This window comes from Leuconostoc litchii (assembly GCF_008107645.1).
GTDB lineage: Bacteria > Bacillota > Bacilli > Lactobacillales > Lactobacillaceae > Leuconostoc > Leuconostoc litchii.
On the sequence record NZ_SDGY01000001.1, the window covers coordinates 305,006 to 319,533 of the forward strand.

A 14,528-nucleotide genomic window follows, 5' to 3' on the forward strand; every position below is an offset into this window, starting at 1 on the left:
GACGTCGCTTTTATGTCGCAAATTGACCTAAAAAAAGTGCAATAATGGTATTGTTGAATAATTAAAAAAAGCACCTTTGGGTGCTTTTTTGTTCATAATTTGCGGACAATATCTACTATGAAAAAAAGTAATTCTAGTAACATCACCATTATTACTGACCATAAATAAATCAACAAGTAAAGAAAGCTTATCAAAAAAAACATAGTAAAGTCATGAGAAACGAAGTAAAAATGTTCGTAGTCAAAATTTAATGAACAAACTATAAGTATGACATACACCGATATTATTTCTATAATTTTTTTTATTTTTACATTTATAATAAGGTTTCGCACATAAAAGAATAGTTGAACTGAAGCAGAAAAAAACATTCCCACTGCCCATAAAGAAGCAATTGTAAAGTGAGGGCTTGATAAAAAGTGAATTTTACTGTTAATTATTTCTGTTTTTTCTTTAACGCTTAGAGAAGCATCTGTTGCAATATAAAAAGTACCTAGACACAGCATTAGTATAGTAACTAACGTCATTAGACTAATACCGAGTAAACTTCGTTTGTTGGCAATATCTAATTGATTTCTATACAAATTTAAAGGATTTATATTCTTTAGAAAGTTTTCCCGCTTGTTTCCTTTTTGGTTTATCATAATACTCCTCTTTTACAAATATATTCATTGTACAATCTTGAACTACTTTAAGTCAAAATTATTAATACGATAGGTTGGAATATCTATCATTATTATGTGTTAGAAAGCGTTACATCACTGAAACGAGATTAGATACATCGGAGTAAGGGCGTGCAGGTGCGATGCCTGTTTGGCACATTGCGGTCACTCGCAAACACAACTTAGGATAATGACATTTGCCTGTCTTTATCGTACATAACGCACCTTAACGGGTGCTTTTTATTGGAGTTAAACATGAATGAATCAGAGAAGAAACTACGCAAGAGACGTAGACATATCAAACAGGCGACTGATGTTAATCGCAAGCACGCTGACATGATGAAAACGGAGAGCGTTGCACGACATGAACGTTCACGTATTCAGATTAGGTCAGAGGTGATGGAGAATAGGCAGATTGACTACAAGAGTCACATGAAGTGGTTGAATAGGCATTGAAGTTTTCGCTAATTGGAAAAGTTTCTTAAAGAGTGTTATTATGTTTACCATCAATAAGAAACAAGAAGGGGCTTAAACAATGAGAGTTGATACATCAAAATATCCAGAAGGTGAAGATGCTGTACCACCTGAACGAGTAAGAAGATTAAAACTACTTAGTAAATTAGCAACATTTATGTGCATTGCTATGTATATATCTTATATTCCGCAGATTATTAGTAACTTTTCGGGTCATCCAGTAGGTTTTTTACAGCCTTTGGTTGCTATGATTAATGCTTCTCTTTGGACTGGATATGGTTGGAGTAAGACTTATAAGGATTGGCCAATCATCATTTCTAACGTACCAGGCATCCTTTTTGGATTAGTCACTGTCATTACAATATACATTCATTAAGATAAAGCGCTTCGGCGCTTTTTGTTTTGAATTAAACTTTTGTTATGAGTTTGAAAGATAAACTACGTACTATAATGTATCAACAATTCTAGGAGAATAGATATGGCATTAGCAAGAGAAGACATTGATATTGAAAATATTAAACGTGAATCAGATGCTGATTTGATAGTTGAAAACATAATGCAGTCCACGCGTATGATCTCTCGTTTTCAGGATAGGCAAGTTAAAATGCGTGACGAAATAGAGGAACAGAAAAGAACTATTAGCAATCTTGAAGATGACATTCAACTGCTCAAAAAAGAGAAAAGGTGGAACATGTTATGGCGTAATAGCCTAGAAGGATATATTGCTAAGACACAAGTGTTTTTGGCTATCGTATTTTTGATCAATATGCTATTTACTTATTTCATGAGTAGATAGCAACGTGTAATGGTTAAAGACTAAATGGTTTATCTGTATTGATTAGTAACGTTATCTTATCCGAATTATTCAAAATAGTTTCGTTATTGTTTGAATCGCCAATAAAATCAATTACTGAGTTCCTCATTTCTTGACAAAAACAAGGCAGATACAAAACAAAAATGTTTTCGGTTGAATACTGTATGCCTACTCTATGAATTGCATTGCTTCCGTATGTAAATCTAACTCGGGAAAGAATTGAATTGTTTTTCTTCGAAATGTTATCAGTACCAGCGTGTATGTAGGCGCATCTTAATTTGTAAAAGTCTTTGGCATTTAATGATTGATCATAGTTGTTTTGATGTATGAAATATTGATTCATCCAGTTCTCATAACGCTCACCAGCCGGGTTACCAAAAGAATTTTTATCCAACGATGCACAAATATCAGGGAGAGTCAGGGCGACTGTTAGCGCAGCGTAATATTGTCCCTTTTCTATGCAACTCTGCATGTCTTTTAAAAATGGGTCTATCTTGTCTTGTAAAGTCATTATAATATCTCTCTTTCGATTTATTAAACAGTATATACCTTTAAGGAGAATGTCATGAAAACAAATAAACTAGGAACGGCACTAACCGTTGAAGAAATTGAAATAATTAATCACATTGCCGCCGGTAGAACTATATTATTAAACGCTGTGGTAGATGGCGATATTCGAGCTAAGCCGGGCTGTTACTTAGGCAACAGCTCTATTAATGGAACTTTCATGGTTACCCAAGATAATTTCTAATCCAACCCACGTCTCGCTAGTAGTATAATTACTGCTATTGGAGGTTGGAGATGAATAAAAAATGGTTTTGGTTATTGATGGTAGTTTTGGGAGTTGTTATTTTTGTAGGTGGTCCGTTATTTGTTCAGTATACACATTGGCCACAAGGAACTACTGGTCACGGAGATTGGTTAAGTTTCTGGGGCAGTTATTTAGGTGTAATTCCATCGGGACTAATAGCTTATTTTGTGGTAAAAATCCAAATTGATGCCGAACGGCACAATGAACATTTGAAACGTAATGAGGATTTATATATCCAAGATTTAAGAGAAATACATGAACTCATCAATGAAATTCGCTTAACAATTGTGATGATGACTACAGTATTTGAAGATTTAAAGAATGATATTGGCGATGCTGAATATTTCGCGAAAACATATATTGCTATCTCTGAAAAAAATAAACATCAATTAAGATATAATGAATATTTTAATAATGCTCTTGAAACCTTGCCCAAAGGATCTTCTAGTAGTATGGTTAATGAAATTAAAGATATGATTAAAAGTTTAGAACGATTAGAAGTTAATACAGAATTCTATCTAAATAAAATAAAAAAAGGAGAAAACAATAAAAACCATGATACGGAATATAAAGAGTATTTTATTAACGATTTTAGAATGTTAGGCATAAAATACGAGATGGTAGCACGTTTAATTAAAAAAGAAATTTCCAAATATTATATTGTCAATGAGCATATTTGATATAAACGTAAGCGCATAAGCGCTTTTTATTTTGCAGTGAATGAGGAGAAAAGATGAAAAAGTTAGTACGTGTTATTTGGAAGTTGATACTAACATTTGATGGTATTGTGTTTTGTTCAAGTGTTGGGGCTACTATTTGGTTTTCACTATTAAAAAAGTTTCCGTTAATTGATATAGATGCAAGTACAGCTAAAGTAATTTGCCATTACTTATTTATGTTATTCACGATTACTATTGTGCTGAACGTCTTATTGGCTTGCATTATGATTGCTGTTGATTTGTGGAGCAAGTCTGATGTCGGTTTTGAACAAGGTGGTTTGATTGTTGGAACAGCAAAATCAGAACAGATACCATTCACGAGAAGAAACCTAGACCGTGGTGCGCCAACTAAGCCGACCAAGCAATGAGGAGAACGTTATGCAATGCTTAATGTTCAATCACATACTAAGTCATAACGAAAAGAATAAATTGAGGAAGAGTATCATGAGAAAAGCAATTCAAGTAACAAATCAATTAGATGTAGAAGAATTAAACAAACTATTTGAACAGGGATATCAAGTTGAGAGTGCAGATGACAACGGCATTTATATTCTTAAGTATGATGAGAAACAACCCACTTTTTTGATTGCGTGTGACAATTCAATGGTTGATATTTCAAAAAGTCAACATACTGTAAAACAACCACACGTACGTATTGAGTTTGATGATATCCGTGATGTACCAAAGGTGTGGCTAGATGGGGAGCTGATTGGTGATGGTGCAGATAAGAAGCCATTGGTTAGTCTTAAAGTTGATTGGAACACAGATACAGCGACTGATAAGTTCAAAGGATTTGATGTTAATTATTTAGACTTGGATTCTAACCAATATCAAATGAGAGGGTATCATGAAGGTATGGTGAGATAAAATTTCTGTGTTATAACCGTTCAAAAGAACTATAATGTAGTCATAAAGCGAGGTATGAGCATATGAAGTTTGGAATGAGAACACCATCAATCAAAAAGTCTGTCAGTGCTAGAACAACTGGACGTGCTAAGCGAGCGGTTAAGTCAGCTATCAATCCTGCTTATGGTAAGAAAGGAACTGGTTTAATTACTAATCCTAGCAAGTCAGTAAAGAATAGTGTTTATCACAAGACAACCAAAAGCGTTCGGAGTTTGTTCAAGTGATGTAAGCTCAGCTCATTAAATTGAGTTGGGCTTTTTGTATACATAAATTTAAGGAGAAAACGAAATATGAATGATGTAGTAAATATATTTCTTTGCAAAGATAAAATGGATGTGATTGCGAGCATGACTAATTATGCAGACAATCAAAAGCGTTTTGGCGAGAACGTGAAAGCTATTCGTTCGCGAGCAACCGTTGTCGTTAATGGCAGTTGGGTCACTAAGTTTGTTAGCAGTCCTAAGGCTCTAGATGGTATGCATGTTCGTGAGATTACAGTTAGCACAAGAATGTCTACAGCTGGTGAATTAAGCAAATTAAAAGACATGTTGAATATGGCTAGGCAGGGACGTATAGCTATGAAAAACGCACAGATGTGAAGTGAATGGCTAGAGTAAAGATATGCCATAAGCCTGACTGTCACAATACCATACCTTATGCGCAAGACAATCCATACTGTGAACTACACAAGGCAATGTATCGACCCAAGCCAGAGTTCAAGCCTAAGTCATCTTATGAACGTAAGCGACAACAACGTGAGTACAACGCTAATAAGCGTGACAAAGAAGCCAATGAGTTCTACCACAACAAGACATGGAAGCATTTATCAGCAGGACTTAAGCAACAGGCTATGTTTACATGTGAATGTTGTGGACGTACAAGTACAACAAAAGGTTACTTAGTTGTAGATCATATCATCCCCAGAAAGATAGATAAGCGTAAGCAACTGAATAAGGATAATCTATGGGTGATATGCAAGAGGTGCCACTGGTACAAGGGGATGCTTGAGGACGACGTATATACTGACGGCTTATTCCTAGAGAACATAGACGCCAGTAAGTCTTGGGGTAAGGATGAGGTAAGACAATGGATACTTGATTCAATCAAACGTCATGATGAAAGTAAAGATGATTGATGTTGTTTAACATTTGATGATTACTTACTTATCATCATTGGTTATTGTCATCATTACAAGTTATTGTTCATCAACGAAAGGAATTGATATGAAGAACAGAACGAAAGCTAATCAACTAACAAACGAATTGATTAGATTGAAATTGTTGAATAAGAAAAAGAAACAGAAAATAATTCCGTTTGGAGAAAATTCCATTAGTTGCCTTCCGGTTTATCACTTGGGAAGTAAAGAGTTAGATTCGCTTTTAAAACAAAACGGTTTGAGTTGATTGTACGTATTTTATAAATTAAATCAGGAGTATATCTTATTATTATTCGGGTACAAATAAAAAATACCCCCGGGTGGGGGCAAACGGAGGGAGCGTCACAAGGTGGCGTCCTGAATTTCCGCAAATGACGAAATTAAAAATTTTTATTGGATGATTTTTTAATTTAAAACGTTGTTATATCAGCGTTTAACGTGTTGTTAATATGCTTTTAGTATACCACAAACTTTTGACGAAAGGGGGTGTTTATTTGGCAAATAAACGTAATGCTGGTAGGAAAAGAACGACAAGAACGGATGAAAGCCTTAGAGCTGATAGAAGAGAACGTAATTTAGAGTTTCAAGAAAAACAAAATGAACTTACTGAACTACAAGATACCCCTCCTTATCATTTAAAAGGGAGTGGGGTGACGATGTGGAAAAAAATAGTTCCTGAGTTACGGAAACTAGGTACCATAAAGCAAATTGATACAGTCAATCTTGAAGCATTTTGTTCATCATACGCAACATATATAGTTGCAGAAAAAGAAATATCAGAAAACGGTATATTTGCCTATAATTTTGATGATGAGGGCAATAAAACAACGGATTTCAGTAAGAAGAATCCTGCTTATTCAATTATGAATGATAGTATCAAGACTTTGAAATCTTTAGCTGTTGACTTAGGGTTATCATTTGATTCACGCTCAGGTCAGTTGGTTCCGAGTGACAATGTAGTTAGTGAATCGGATAAAAAAAGTGGATTATGGGCGGTGAATTTTGGTGCAGAAATTTAATCTAGTTGGTGTAACAGACGTTAAAGGTGCTGTTAAATCAGAAAAAAGACGTTACAAAAGATATTTAGATAAATATAATGATCCTGCTACTCAGTATGCTTTTGATGTTTTGTTCACTGATAAGTATATTACTGGTAGAGATGCTCAGCTTGCTTGTTTTAGGCATATGCAAGACTTGGGTAGACAACGTAATAGTGATTTTCCGTATCATTATGACACGGCGTACGTCACTATGATTGAACATTTTACGAGAATACTTCCTAACCCTGATAATTTTAAAGTGACGTTGAAGCCTTATAATTGGCAGTCATTTATATTAGATAGTTTATTAGGTTGGCGTACAGAAGAAAATGGTACAAGATTTACTACGTCTAACATAAGTGTTGCTCGTAGACAGGGTAAAACGTTTATTGCATCCATGCTTGTTAATTTCTACTATTTTATGGTTGCAGCAGAAGCAACATCACAAGATTTTCTTGTTGCTAGTTATGATAGTGAACATGCCACTAAGCTATTTAACGATGTTTCTATTCAGGCCAAAAAGTTGTTAAAAATGCCGGAGTTCTCAGCATGGGCTAAAGAGAATGATGTAGATGCACAAACACAACAAGTTATTGGTCGGGTAAGCAAAAATACCATTCGTAAAGGAACATCAGAAGGTGGAGGATTTGATTCGTTTCACAACGTTATTGCTGTTTATGACGAAATTGGTAATCTTAAGCCGGACAAAAATGAAACTCTTAGACAGATAACGTCTGGTCAAAACGGTATAAAAAACCGTATGTTTGTCAAGATATCAACTGCTTACCCAAACGCTAAAGTGAAGTTTAAAAAAGACCAAGATTTGATGCGCAAGATTATCGAACAAGATGATTTGCGTGAAGCTGATAATACTTTCCAAATTATTTACGCTCAAGATAGTGAAAATGAGGTGTTCAATGAGGATATTTGGCACAAGTCTAATCCTAATTTGAACGAAATGAGCGAGGACAAGTATAAGTCCGAAATCAATAGTTTGATTAAAGATAGAGATGATGCTGACAGAAGTGGTGAATTAGCTACATTTGTTAATAAGTCATTAAATATTTGGAGCCGTAAGTTCCAAAATAGTTATTTGTCTCTTGAAAACATTCAGAAAAACATTATTGATGATTTTGATATATATGGCCGTGAAGTTTATATCGGGTTTGACGGAAGTCAAAGCAATGACAACACTTCATTCGGGTTCATATTTCCATACCGCGAGGTTAAAAAAGACAATTATTTTTGCAAACAATTTAGTTTCATACCATTTTCACAGGCTAAAACGATTGAAGCAAAGGAAAAACAAGACGGTCTTAATTATCGAGAACTCGAAAAGCAAGGTTTATGTGAAATAACCAGAAGTCCTGAGGGAACAATTGATAAAGACCAAGTTTATCATTGGTTAGAGCAGTTTATCGCAAATAATGACCTGAAAGTTAAAATGATTGCACTAGACCCCAATTTATCTGATTGGTTATTAAAACGTATCGAAAACTATCATGATGAATGGCCAGTGTCTACCGTACGACCAACTTCACAAGTATTGTCTAATCCAACTAAAGATTTGCAAGCACAATTCATCAACGGAAACGCTGCTATTTTGAATGACCCACTTTTGATTGATGGATTTACAAATGCTGTGTTGATTGAAGACAGAGGTGGAGCTGTTAAGATTGACCGTTTGAATAGAACAAGTGATCACATCGATACATCAGATGCATTGGTCAACGCACATACTGGAGCACAGTTCTATTTTGAAGATTTTAAAGGGGATGATTATAATCCGTTTAATGATTTGAGCCGCGATGAGAAGAAAGATTACTTTAAGAGGATGTTTGGATGATAGTAAAAATTATGAAAAGTATATCTAATTTTTTTGATAACTGGCTAGCGGCAATTCTATTTATTATAGGAATAGCGCTGATTGATATCGGTGCTTTTTATTTTAATGCAATTATTGGTTTTATCGTTTCAGGACTTCTGTTTATAGCCATGGCGATAATTCTTAATATGGAAAGGAGGGAATAAATGAATGGGTTTAATGACTTCGAGAAATCGACAACATAAAATCAGTAACACAACTTATCCTAGTACGCATGGATATGATCCAGTTATTTCACAAATAGCAGGTCTTCCTGTTGGATATATAAGTGGTGCAAACGCACTAAAAAACAGTGACATATTTAGTGTAGTTAATCGAATAGCCAGCGATATTGCTAGTGCCAAGTTTAAAACTGAAAACACATATGTAAGTGAGCGACTTAATCAACCCTCAAAGTTGATTGGTCGTTTTTCATTTTGGCAGGGTGTCATTATTCAATTGTTATTGAGTGGTAACGCTTATGTACCGTTGGATTTGGATTACTTAGAACAAATACCGCCATCTTCGATTATTAGTATTGATATTGACAATGCTAATCAAGGCGCTGTTTATACATTAGCTGAGTACAACAACCACCCTGAACGCAAATTAATGCAAGACCAGATACTTCACTTTAGGCTAATGCCTGACGCAACTTATCAATATCTTGTGGGAATGTCACCGTTAGAAAGTTTGACCAAAGAGCTGACTGTTTCAACAGCAAGTACAGACCAAAGCTTGAACTTGATTAAAAACCGTATCACGCCTACTTCTGTTTTACAGATTAGTAACGCTTTATTGGAACAGGGCGATACTGATGCGGCGCGTGAGGCGTTTGAAAAAGCTAACAATGGCTCAAACAATGGTCGGTTAATGGTTTTGGATTCCAACTCTACGTTCAGTCAATTTGAGATGAAAGCTGATGTGTTCAAAGCATTAAACAATAACGCAGAGTATTCTGCTAATCAGATTAGTAAGGCGTTTGGCGTACCTGTCGATATGTTAGGGGGTGGTAATAGTACAGAAAGCCAGCACAGTAACAGCACACAAATCAAGAACTTGTACTACGAGAACTTAATTAGTTATGTAGCCCCAGAAATTGATGAGATTGCTTTGAAAATGAATGCATCAGATCTGACGCTTGATATGCAATATCTTGACGACGCTACTCGTGTCAGTCAAATCAATGACATGGTTAAAGTTGGCACTTTGGGTCAAGCACAGGCTGAATTTATGCTAAAGCAATATGGTGTGTTACCTAATAATTTACCTGTCTATGTTCCATCGACGCAGGGGGAAGGAGAAAGTGAATGAAGTTAGATATTAAAGGCATGATCACTAATGATGATGATGCAGAAATATATCGTGATTGGTTAGGAATGACTGTTACCTCACCAACTGATATTTTAGGTAACTTACCTACTGATGGTTCTGATTTAGAAGTTGGAATTAATTCAGGAGGCGGAGAAGTTGATGCTGCAAATGAAATTTACACAGCATTACGAAACTATCCCGGTAAAGTCATTACACAAATTGAAAGCTCTGCTTACAGTGCTGCTTCAATTATTGCCATGGCTGGTGATACAGTTCAAATTTCACCAGTTGCTCAGCTAATGATACATAATGCGTCAACTTATGCAGGTGGTAACCACAATGACTTGGATAAAACATCTAACGCACTAAAATCCACCGACAAGGCCATAGCTAAGGCGTATTCTGTAAAAACAGAGCGTCCAGTTGATGAGTTCCTTGCCTTGATGGATAAAGAGACGTGGATTAATGCTGACGATGCATTAGAACTTGGATTAGTTGACGAAGTAATGACTTTTGAAAAAGAGCCAGTCATTAATTCGGTTAGCGATGTACTACCTCGCAAAATCATCAATCGTATCAAAGATTTGGTTGGTGAAAATCAAAAATTGAAAACTAACGCAACCGATAGTCAACCAAGTGAACACGACAAACTCGTGCAAGCTAAGTTGGCTATTTTACGTAAATAAGGAGAAAAATATGACTAAAGAACAACTACAAGCGGCATTCCGTGACGCTAGCACTAAAGCATCTGATTTGAATGCTAAATTGAATAACATGGTTCAAGATGATTCTGCTTCAGTAGAGGATATCAAGAAGGCTCAAGATGACTTAACGGATGCTAAGACACGCCGTGACATTTTGAACTCTCAACTAAAGAGCTTTGAAGACGTTGAACCAGAGCCTAAAAATGATGGTAAAAAGACTAATATTTTGGACAATAAGGCCGCTGAGCTTGCCGCAAAAAAGCAAGGTATCAACGACTTCATTCATTCTCGCGGTGCAAAAATTTCTGATGCAGTTGCTTCACAGGTAACATCGTCAGAAGTTGGTGTATTAATCCCAGAGGAAATTATTTATGATCCATCTGCTGAAGTTAACTCAGTTGTTGACTTATCAACTTTGGTTAACAAGACACCAGTTACCACTCCAAGTGGTAAGTATCCTATTTTGCAACGTGCAACTGATCGTTTCAATTCTGTTAAGGAATTAGCAGAAAACCCAGCTTTGGCGGAGCCTACTTTCAAGGAAGTGGACTGGTCTGTCGATACTTATCGCGGTGCAATTCCTCTTTCAGAAGAATCAATCGCTGACACACAAGTTGATTTGACGGCATTGGTTGGCCAATCAATTGGTGAAAAGAAGGTTAACACATACAACGCCTTGATTGCACCAGTTTTGCAAGCATTTACTGCTAAGGCAACTACGAGTGATACATTAGCTGACCAAGTAAAGCACATTTTAAATGTTGATTTAGATCCAGCTTATGGACGTGTTATTATTGCTAGCCAATCATTCTACAATGCCGTTGACACATTGAAAGATAAGAACGGACGTTACTTACTCCAAGAATCAACTGCATCACTGGCACAAACTTCTGGAAAGACGTTGTTAGGTGTGCCTGTTTATGTAATTGGTGATGAATTGTTTGGTAATGCTGGTGACCAAAAAGCATTTATCGGCGACATAAAGCGTGGCGTGCTAATGCCTAACCGTCAAGAAATTACTTTGGCTTGGGAAGACAGCAAAATTTATGGCCGTTACCTAGGTGCTGCTTTCCGATTTGGTGTTAAGCAAGCTGATGACAAAGCTGGTTACTTTATTACTAACACAACTACACCTGCATCTACAGATGGTAAATAAGGAGTAATTTATGGCAGATGAAACAAATTCACCTCGTGCGCCTTCAACATCAGCAGGTGTCACAGTTGGTGATATGCAAGACTATTTAGCAATAGATGGCGATGATAATGTTCTTAAGAGTTTGATTGAATATGCTGAAGAAGATGCTCGAGGGTCGATAGACAGTACTATCGATATTGAAATATATCGCAAATTACCAATATTCAATCAAGCTGTTAGAACTTTAGTTGATTTCAATTATTACAATCGTGGTGCTTTATCTGGTCAGCAAATTGCTTATCCTAAGTCTTATCAGTACATGCTGAACAAAATCAGATGGAAGGCAGGGCAGTCAAATGGTTAGTGGAAAATTAAAACCAAGCAATTTTATTGGGAAAGTTGAGTTTGGAACTGTTAAATCTGTTTTAAACAAAAACACAGGACAAAAAGTACCTACTTTTGTAGTTTCTACTAACAAAATGCGATATGCGCCCCGTAGTCGTTCGATTACGCAATCTGATTCTATTTTTGGAACAAGTATACAAGAAACTAAAATAATCGCTGTACGGCACAATGAGGTCCTTACAGAGAATTTAAAAGTTCGCTTTGTAAAAACGGGTAAGGTTCACGACATCAAATATATTTCATCCGATGAAAGTAATACACCGGTTTCGTTTGACTACATCACCATTACTAAAGAACCACTGGGGGCATTTGATGGAACTTGATGATGCTTTAGATCAATGGCTACGCAATGTGAACAAATTAGTTCCTAACGTTAAGCAGAGACAAAAGATTACGTTAGTTGGAGCGGAAGTATACAAAACAAGGCTCCATGATATTACTAAAGCCAAACATTATGATGAAAATCATAAAGACACTAGTCAAGTAACTCATTTAGCTGATTCAATTGAAGTTTCTGGAACAAACATCGATTACATTCGAGATGGTACCTCATTAGTTGGTTTTACCAAAAAAGGTATTAATCACGCGCGTGTTGCTCGTTTTTTAAATGACGGCACTAAATTTATACCAGGTGATCACTTCGTTGAAGACGCTAGGCGTAGTTCTCGACAAGCTGTGTTAGCAGCTCAATATGCCGAATATCAGCGACTTTTGAAAGGTGGTAATTAATGATATTACCTATTTTTGAAGTTCAAGAAATTATAGAATCAATGAGTTTTGCTGATGTTGTTTTTGTAACGATCATTGATGAAGAATATCTTAAAAATGTTACTTCAACAGTAGTTCTAGTGATTGAAACGGTTAATGACTTGGACAGGAGAGCCAACAACCGTTTTAGAAACATGAATTATGGTGTTGAAGTACAGATATTTTACGGAATCAACTTCAGCAAGCCTATTCTTGATACAGAAATAGCATTAGCACGACTATTAGAAAAAAATGATTGGCAAACAACCCAATCTAAATCACACACAAACGACCCGAAGACTAATCAAGTCACTAAGGTCTTTTATTTTGAAAAAAATTATATTTTGGAGGATTAATTCATGGCAACACAAGGTATTGTTACTCTTTATCTAGGAAAAATTAGCAATGCTACAGGTCAGCTACTAAAGGGGCCTGATGGCTTAAGCGATACAGGGGTTTATGAGGCAGACGGACACGAAAATGCCACTGCTGAAGGTGCTACTCAAATTCAAATTCAAGGGTTGGGAACAGCACCTACTTTACAATATTCAAATGATAAGGCTAAGCGTACAACTAAGCCTCATTCTTATCCAACAGCTGAATTTACAATGCTTGACTTAGGATTTGAGGTAAAACAAAAAATTCTCGGAAAAATTCAAACAGCAAGCAAGGCGTTTGTCGATGGAGAAGAGGAATCACACATAGCTGCTATTGCCGTTACTAGAACATTAGATAAGCAACATAAAATTTATTATGCATTTGCTAACGGAACAATGGTAGAAGGAAATAAAACACTGGGAACAAATACCAATAACGAAACAGATTCGAATGATGTTATGACATTAACAACAATGGATCCAGTTGTTGCTACACAATTTGGTGGTAAACCATATTCTGTATCATCTGATTTGGTAGATGGATTTACACTTGATGCGTTAATGGCAGAAACTTTCCCTGGCTATTCAAAAACAACAAGTGGAACAACAGGTAGCACAACCGGTCAATAATTTGATTTTTAACTCGCTTTGGAAATAAACAGTACATGAAAATGGGCGGGTTACATTTTTAGTTACTCATAGTTACCTTTAAACCTTGTAATAATATATATATATATTTATATAGTATTTTATGTAACTTTGTAACTTTTTCCTATTCAGGCTATGCCTATCAAGGGATACAGAAGTTACATTTTTTTCGTAAAGTTACACAATTTTTGTAACTTTTTTGTGCTTACACATTTTTTAATTTAAAAAAATGTAACTTTGTCACTAAAAAAATACGTCGTTTTGTAACTAAATTTAGGGTGATTTTACCCGTACATATCAAAATAAAAGGAGCCAAAATCATGGCAGTTAATACAGAAAAAATTAAGTTGAACAAGTTCGGAATTCGTAAGACGGTGAATATTCGCGCCACCTTTGGTCTATTAGAGAAATTAGATGAATTGGATGTGACCTTGTTGGAATTGCAAGACACAGAAGGTATGGATTATATCGATGTTCGTAAGAACGGTTTGAAGTCAGCACGTTTAAAGATGGCTTTTGTGCAATCTGCATTCGAATTGAAAGATGAAGAAGTTGAAACAATTAAGAATAATGTTGATCCAGAACAATTTGGTGAAGCATTTGAATATGTTACTTTGCGTATGCGCGGTGTTACTGATGAGAACTACAATGTGTTAGTTGCTGAAGCTAAGCGCGAACAAAAAGAACTCGAAGCTGAGGATACAGACCCAAAAGAATATTTGGTCGAATAAGAAGGCTAGTATTCGACAAGAAAA

General features: G+C 35.8%; 23 protein-coding genes. 21 read left to right on the top strand and 2 right to left on the bottom strand.

Features of this window, described 5'->3' with window-relative positions; genetic code table 11:
* Positions 1-92: 92 nt before the first annotated feature.
* A complete protein-coding gene (locus ESZ47_RS01530) occupies positions 93-641 on the bottom strand; it encodes a hypothetical protein (protein WP_148604136.1) in 549 nt (182 codons plus the stop codon).
* A gap of 553 nt (positions 642-1,194) precedes the next feature.
* Here ESZ47_RS01530 and ESZ47_RS01540 point away from each other — a divergent pair.
* Both ESZ47_RS01540 and ESZ47_RS01545 read left to right on the top strand, forming a co-directional pair.
* The gene (locus ESZ47_RS01540) at positions 1,195-1,509 is read left to right on the top strand and encodes a SemiSWEET family transporter (RefSeq protein ID WP_148604139.1); all 315 of its coding nucleotides are present in this window, start codon (positions 1,195-1,197) and stop codon (positions 1,507-1,509) included.
* Between the two features lie 102 nt (positions 1,510-1,611).
* Entirely contained in the window at positions 1,612-1,929 is a 318-nt protein-coding gene (locus tag ESZ47_RS01545; RefSeq protein WP_148604141.1) for a hypothetical protein, read from the top strand.
* A 13-nt stretch (positions 1,930-1,942) separates the two neighbouring features.
* Here the strand turns inward: ESZ47_RS01545 and ESZ47_RS01550 are convergent, their stop codons facing one another.
* Complete coding sequence (locus ESZ47_RS01550) at positions 1,943-2,458, bottom strand: hypothetical protein (protein WP_148604143.1); 516 nt, start codon at positions 2,456-2,458, stop codon at positions 1,943-1,945.
* A 54-nt stretch (positions 2,459-2,512) separates the two neighbouring features.
* Here ESZ47_RS01550 and ESZ47_RS01555 point away from each other — a divergent pair, with 54 nt between their 5' ends.
* The 19 genes from ESZ47_RS01555 (at position 2,513) to ESZ47_RS01645 (ending at position 14,504) form a co-directional block, all read left to right on the top strand.
* Positions 2,513-2,698, top strand: coding sequence for a hypothetical protein (locus ESZ47_RS01555; RefSeq protein WP_148604145.1), 186 nt, complete (start codon positions 2,513-2,515; stop codon positions 2,696-2,698).
* A gap of 50 nt (positions 2,699-2,748) precedes the next feature.
* Positions 2,749-3,438 carry a hypothetical protein gene (locus tag ESZ47_RS01560; protein WP_148604147.1) on the top strand — a complete coding sequence of 230 codons (690 nt, stop codon included), beginning with the start codon at positions 2,749-2,751 and terminating at the stop codon, positions 3,436-3,438.
* A 53-nt stretch (positions 3,439-3,491) separates the two neighbouring features.
* Entirely contained in the window at positions 3,492-3,845 is a 354-nt protein-coding gene (locus ESZ47_RS01565; RefSeq protein ID WP_148604149.1) for a hypothetical protein, read from the top strand.
* 76 nt (positions 3,846-3,921) lie between these two features.
* Positions 3,922-4,344, top strand: coding sequence for a hypothetical protein (locus tag ESZ47_RS01570; protein WP_148604151.1), 423 nt, complete (start codon positions 3,922-3,924; stop codon positions 4,342-4,344).
* A gap of 62 nt (positions 4,345-4,406) precedes the next feature.
* Positions 4,407-4,607, top strand: coding sequence for a hypothetical protein (locus tag ESZ47_RS01575; protein WP_148604153.1), 201 nt, complete (start codon positions 4,407-4,409; stop codon positions 4,605-4,607).
* A 66-nt stretch (positions 4,608-4,673) separates the two neighbouring features.
* A complete protein-coding gene (locus tag ESZ47_RS01580) occupies positions 4,674-4,982 on the top strand; it encodes a hypothetical protein (protein WP_148604155.1) in 309 nt (102 codons plus the stop codon).
* 5 nt (positions 4,983-4,987) lie between these two features.
* A complete protein-coding gene (locus ESZ47_RS01585; RefSeq protein ID WP_148604156.1) occupies positions 4,988-5,518 on the top strand; it encodes an HNH endonuclease in 531 nt (176 codons plus the stop codon).
* 515 nt (positions 5,519-6,033) lie between these two features.
* Positions 6,034-6,558 carry a phage terminase small subunit P27 family gene (locus ESZ47_RS01590; RefSeq protein WP_167497038.1) on the top strand — a complete coding sequence of 175 codons (525 nt, stop codon included), beginning with the start codon at positions 6,034-6,036 and terminating at the stop codon, positions 6,556-6,558.
* Positions 6,545-8,425: a terminase large subunit gene (locus tag ESZ47_RS01595; protein WP_148604160.1), complete on the top strand. Its 1,881-nt coding sequence runs from the start codon at positions 6,545-6,547 to the stop codon at positions 8,423-8,425. The genes ESZ47_RS01590 and ESZ47_RS01595 overlap by 14 nt, the downstream gene beginning before the upstream one ends.
* The gene (locus ESZ47_RS01600; RefSeq protein WP_114668851.1) at positions 8,422-8,610 is read left to right on the top strand and encodes a hypothetical protein; all 189 of its coding nucleotides are present in this window, start codon (positions 8,422-8,424) and stop codon (positions 8,608-8,610) included. Before ESZ47_RS01595 ends, ESZ47_RS01600 begins: the two co-directional genes overlap by 4 nt.
* Positions 8,611-8,614: 4 nt before the next feature.
* Positions 8,615-9,757: a phage portal protein gene (locus ESZ47_RS01605; RefSeq protein WP_148604161.1), complete on the top strand. Its 1,143-nt coding sequence runs from the start codon at positions 8,615-8,617 to the stop codon at positions 9,755-9,757.
* The gene (locus ESZ47_RS01610) at positions 9,754-10,443 is read left to right on the top strand and encodes a head maturation protease, ClpP-related (protein ID WP_148604163.1); all 690 of its coding nucleotides are present in this window, start codon (positions 9,754-9,756) and stop codon (positions 10,441-10,443) included. The genes ESZ47_RS01605 and ESZ47_RS01610 overlap by 4 nt, the downstream gene beginning before the upstream one ends.
* 10 nt (positions 10,444-10,453) lie before the next feature.
* Complete coding sequence (locus ESZ47_RS01615; protein ID WP_148604165.1) at positions 10,454-11,617, top strand: phage major capsid protein; 1,164 nt, start codon at positions 10,454-10,456, stop codon at positions 11,615-11,617.
* A 10-nt stretch (positions 11,618-11,627) separates the two neighbouring features.
* Entirely contained in the window at positions 11,628-11,960 is a 333-nt protein-coding gene (locus tag ESZ47_RS01620; protein WP_148604167.1) for a head-tail connector protein, read from the top strand.
* Entirely contained in the window at positions 11,953-12,324 is a 372-nt protein-coding gene (locus ESZ47_RS01625; protein ID WP_148604169.1) for a phage head closure protein, read from the top strand. The genes ESZ47_RS01620 and ESZ47_RS01625 overlap by 8 nt, the downstream gene beginning before the upstream one ends.
* Positions 12,314-12,730: an HK97 gp10 family phage protein gene (locus ESZ47_RS01630; RefSeq protein WP_148604171.1), complete on the top strand. Its 417-nt coding sequence runs from the start codon at positions 12,314-12,316 to the stop codon at positions 12,728-12,730. Before ESZ47_RS01625 ends, ESZ47_RS01630 begins: the two co-directional genes overlap by 11 nt.
* A complete protein-coding gene (locus tag ESZ47_RS01635; protein WP_148604173.1) occupies positions 12,730-13,104 on the top strand; it encodes a DUF806 family protein in 375 nt (124 codons plus the stop codon). The genes ESZ47_RS01630 and ESZ47_RS01635 overlap by 1 nt, the downstream gene beginning before the upstream one ends.
* Positions 13,105-13,107: 3 nt before the next feature.
* Positions 13,108-13,755 carry a phage tail protein gene (locus ESZ47_RS01640; protein ID WP_148604174.1) on the top strand — a complete coding sequence of 216 codons (648 nt, stop codon included), beginning with the start codon at positions 13,108-13,110 and terminating at the stop codon, positions 13,753-13,755.
* Positions 13,756-14,093: 338 nt separating this feature from the next.
* Entirely contained in the window at positions 14,094-14,504 is a 411-nt protein-coding gene (locus tag ESZ47_RS01645; RefSeq protein ID WP_148604176.1) for a phage tail tube assembly chaperone, read from the top strand.
* The last annotated feature ends 24 nt before the right edge of the window (positions 14,505-14,528 follow it).

Bases quoted from the DNA above. Each gene is read 5' to 3' on its own strand.
- ESZ47_RS01635 (WP_148604173.1), top strand. From the start codon at position 12,730: ATGATATTACCTATTTTTGAAGTTCAAGAAATTATAGAATCAATGAGT.
- ESZ47_RS01620 (WP_148604167.1), top strand. From the start codon at position 11,628: ATGGCAGATGAAACAAATTCACCTCGTGCGCCTTCAACATCAGCAGGT.
- ESZ47_RS01530 (WP_148604136.1), bottom strand. From the start codon at position 641: ATGATAAACCAAAAAGGAAACAAGCGGGAAAACTTTCTAAAGAATATA.
- ESZ47_RS01645 (WP_148604176.1), top strand. From the start codon at position 14,094: ATGGCAGTTAATACAGAAAAAATTAAGTTGAACAAGTTCGGAATTCGT.
- ESZ47_RS01605 (WP_148604161.1), top strand. From the start codon at position 8,615: ATGGGTTTAATGACTTCGAGAAATCGACAACATAAAATCAGTAACACA.
- ESZ47_RS01580 (WP_148604155.1), top strand. From the start codon at position 4,674: ATGAATGATGTAGTAAATATATTTCTTTGCAAAGATAAAATGGATGTG.
- ESZ47_RS01565 (WP_148604149.1), top strand. From the start codon at position 3,492: ATGAAAAAGTTAGTACGTGTTATTTGGAAGTTGATACTAACATTTGAT.
- ESZ47_RS01550 (WP_148604143.1), bottom strand. From the start codon at position 2,458: ATGACTTTACAAGACAAGATAGACCCATTTTTAAAAGACATGCAGAGT.
- ESZ47_RS01615 (WP_148604165.1), top strand. From the start codon at position 10,454: ATGACTAAAGAACAACTACAAGCGGCATTCCGTGACGCTAGCACTAAA.
- ESZ47_RS01640 (WP_148604174.1), top strand. From the start codon at position 13,108: ATGGCAACACAAGGTATTGTTACTCTTTATCTAGGAAAAATTAGCAAT.
- ESZ47_RS01560 (WP_148604147.1), top strand. From the start codon at position 2,749: ATGAATAAAAAATGGTTTTGGTTATTGATGGTAGTTTTGGGAGTTGTT.
- ESZ47_RS01600 (WP_114668851.1), top strand. From the start codon at position 8,422: ATGATAGTAAAAATTATGAAAAGTATATCTAATTTTTTTGATAACTGG.
- ESZ47_RS01610 (WP_148604163.1), top strand. From the start codon at position 9,754: ATGAAGTTAGATATTAAAGGCATGATCACTAATGATGATGATGCAGAA.
- ESZ47_RS01555 (WP_148604145.1), top strand. From the start codon at position 2,513: ATGAAAACAAATAAACTAGGAACGGCACTAACCGTTGAAGAAATTGAA.
- ESZ47_RS01545 (WP_148604141.1), top strand. From the start codon at position 1,612: ATGGCATTAGCAAGAGAAGACATTGATATTGAAAATATTAAACGTGAA.
- ESZ47_RS01625 (WP_148604169.1), top strand. From the start codon at position 11,953: ATGGTTAGTGGAAAATTAAAACCAAGCAATTTTATTGGGAAAGTTGAG.
- ESZ47_RS01585 (WP_148604156.1), top strand. From the start codon at position 4,988: ATGGCTAGAGTAAAGATATGCCATAAGCCTGACTGTCACAATACCATA.
- ESZ47_RS01570 (WP_148604151.1), top strand. From the start codon at position 3,922: ATGAGAAAAGCAATTCAAGTAACAAATCAATTAGATGTAGAAGAATTA.
- ESZ47_RS01630 (WP_148604171.1), top strand. From the start codon at position 12,314: ATGGAACTTGATGATGCTTTAGATCAATGGCTACGCAATGTGAACAAA.
- ESZ47_RS01575 (WP_148604153.1), top strand. From the start codon at position 4,407: ATGAAGTTTGGAATGAGAACACCATCAATCAAAAAGTCTGTCAGTGCT.
- ESZ47_RS01540 (WP_148604139.1), top strand. From the start codon at position 1,195: ATGAGAGTTGATACATCAAAATATCCAGAAGGTGAAGATGCTGTACCA.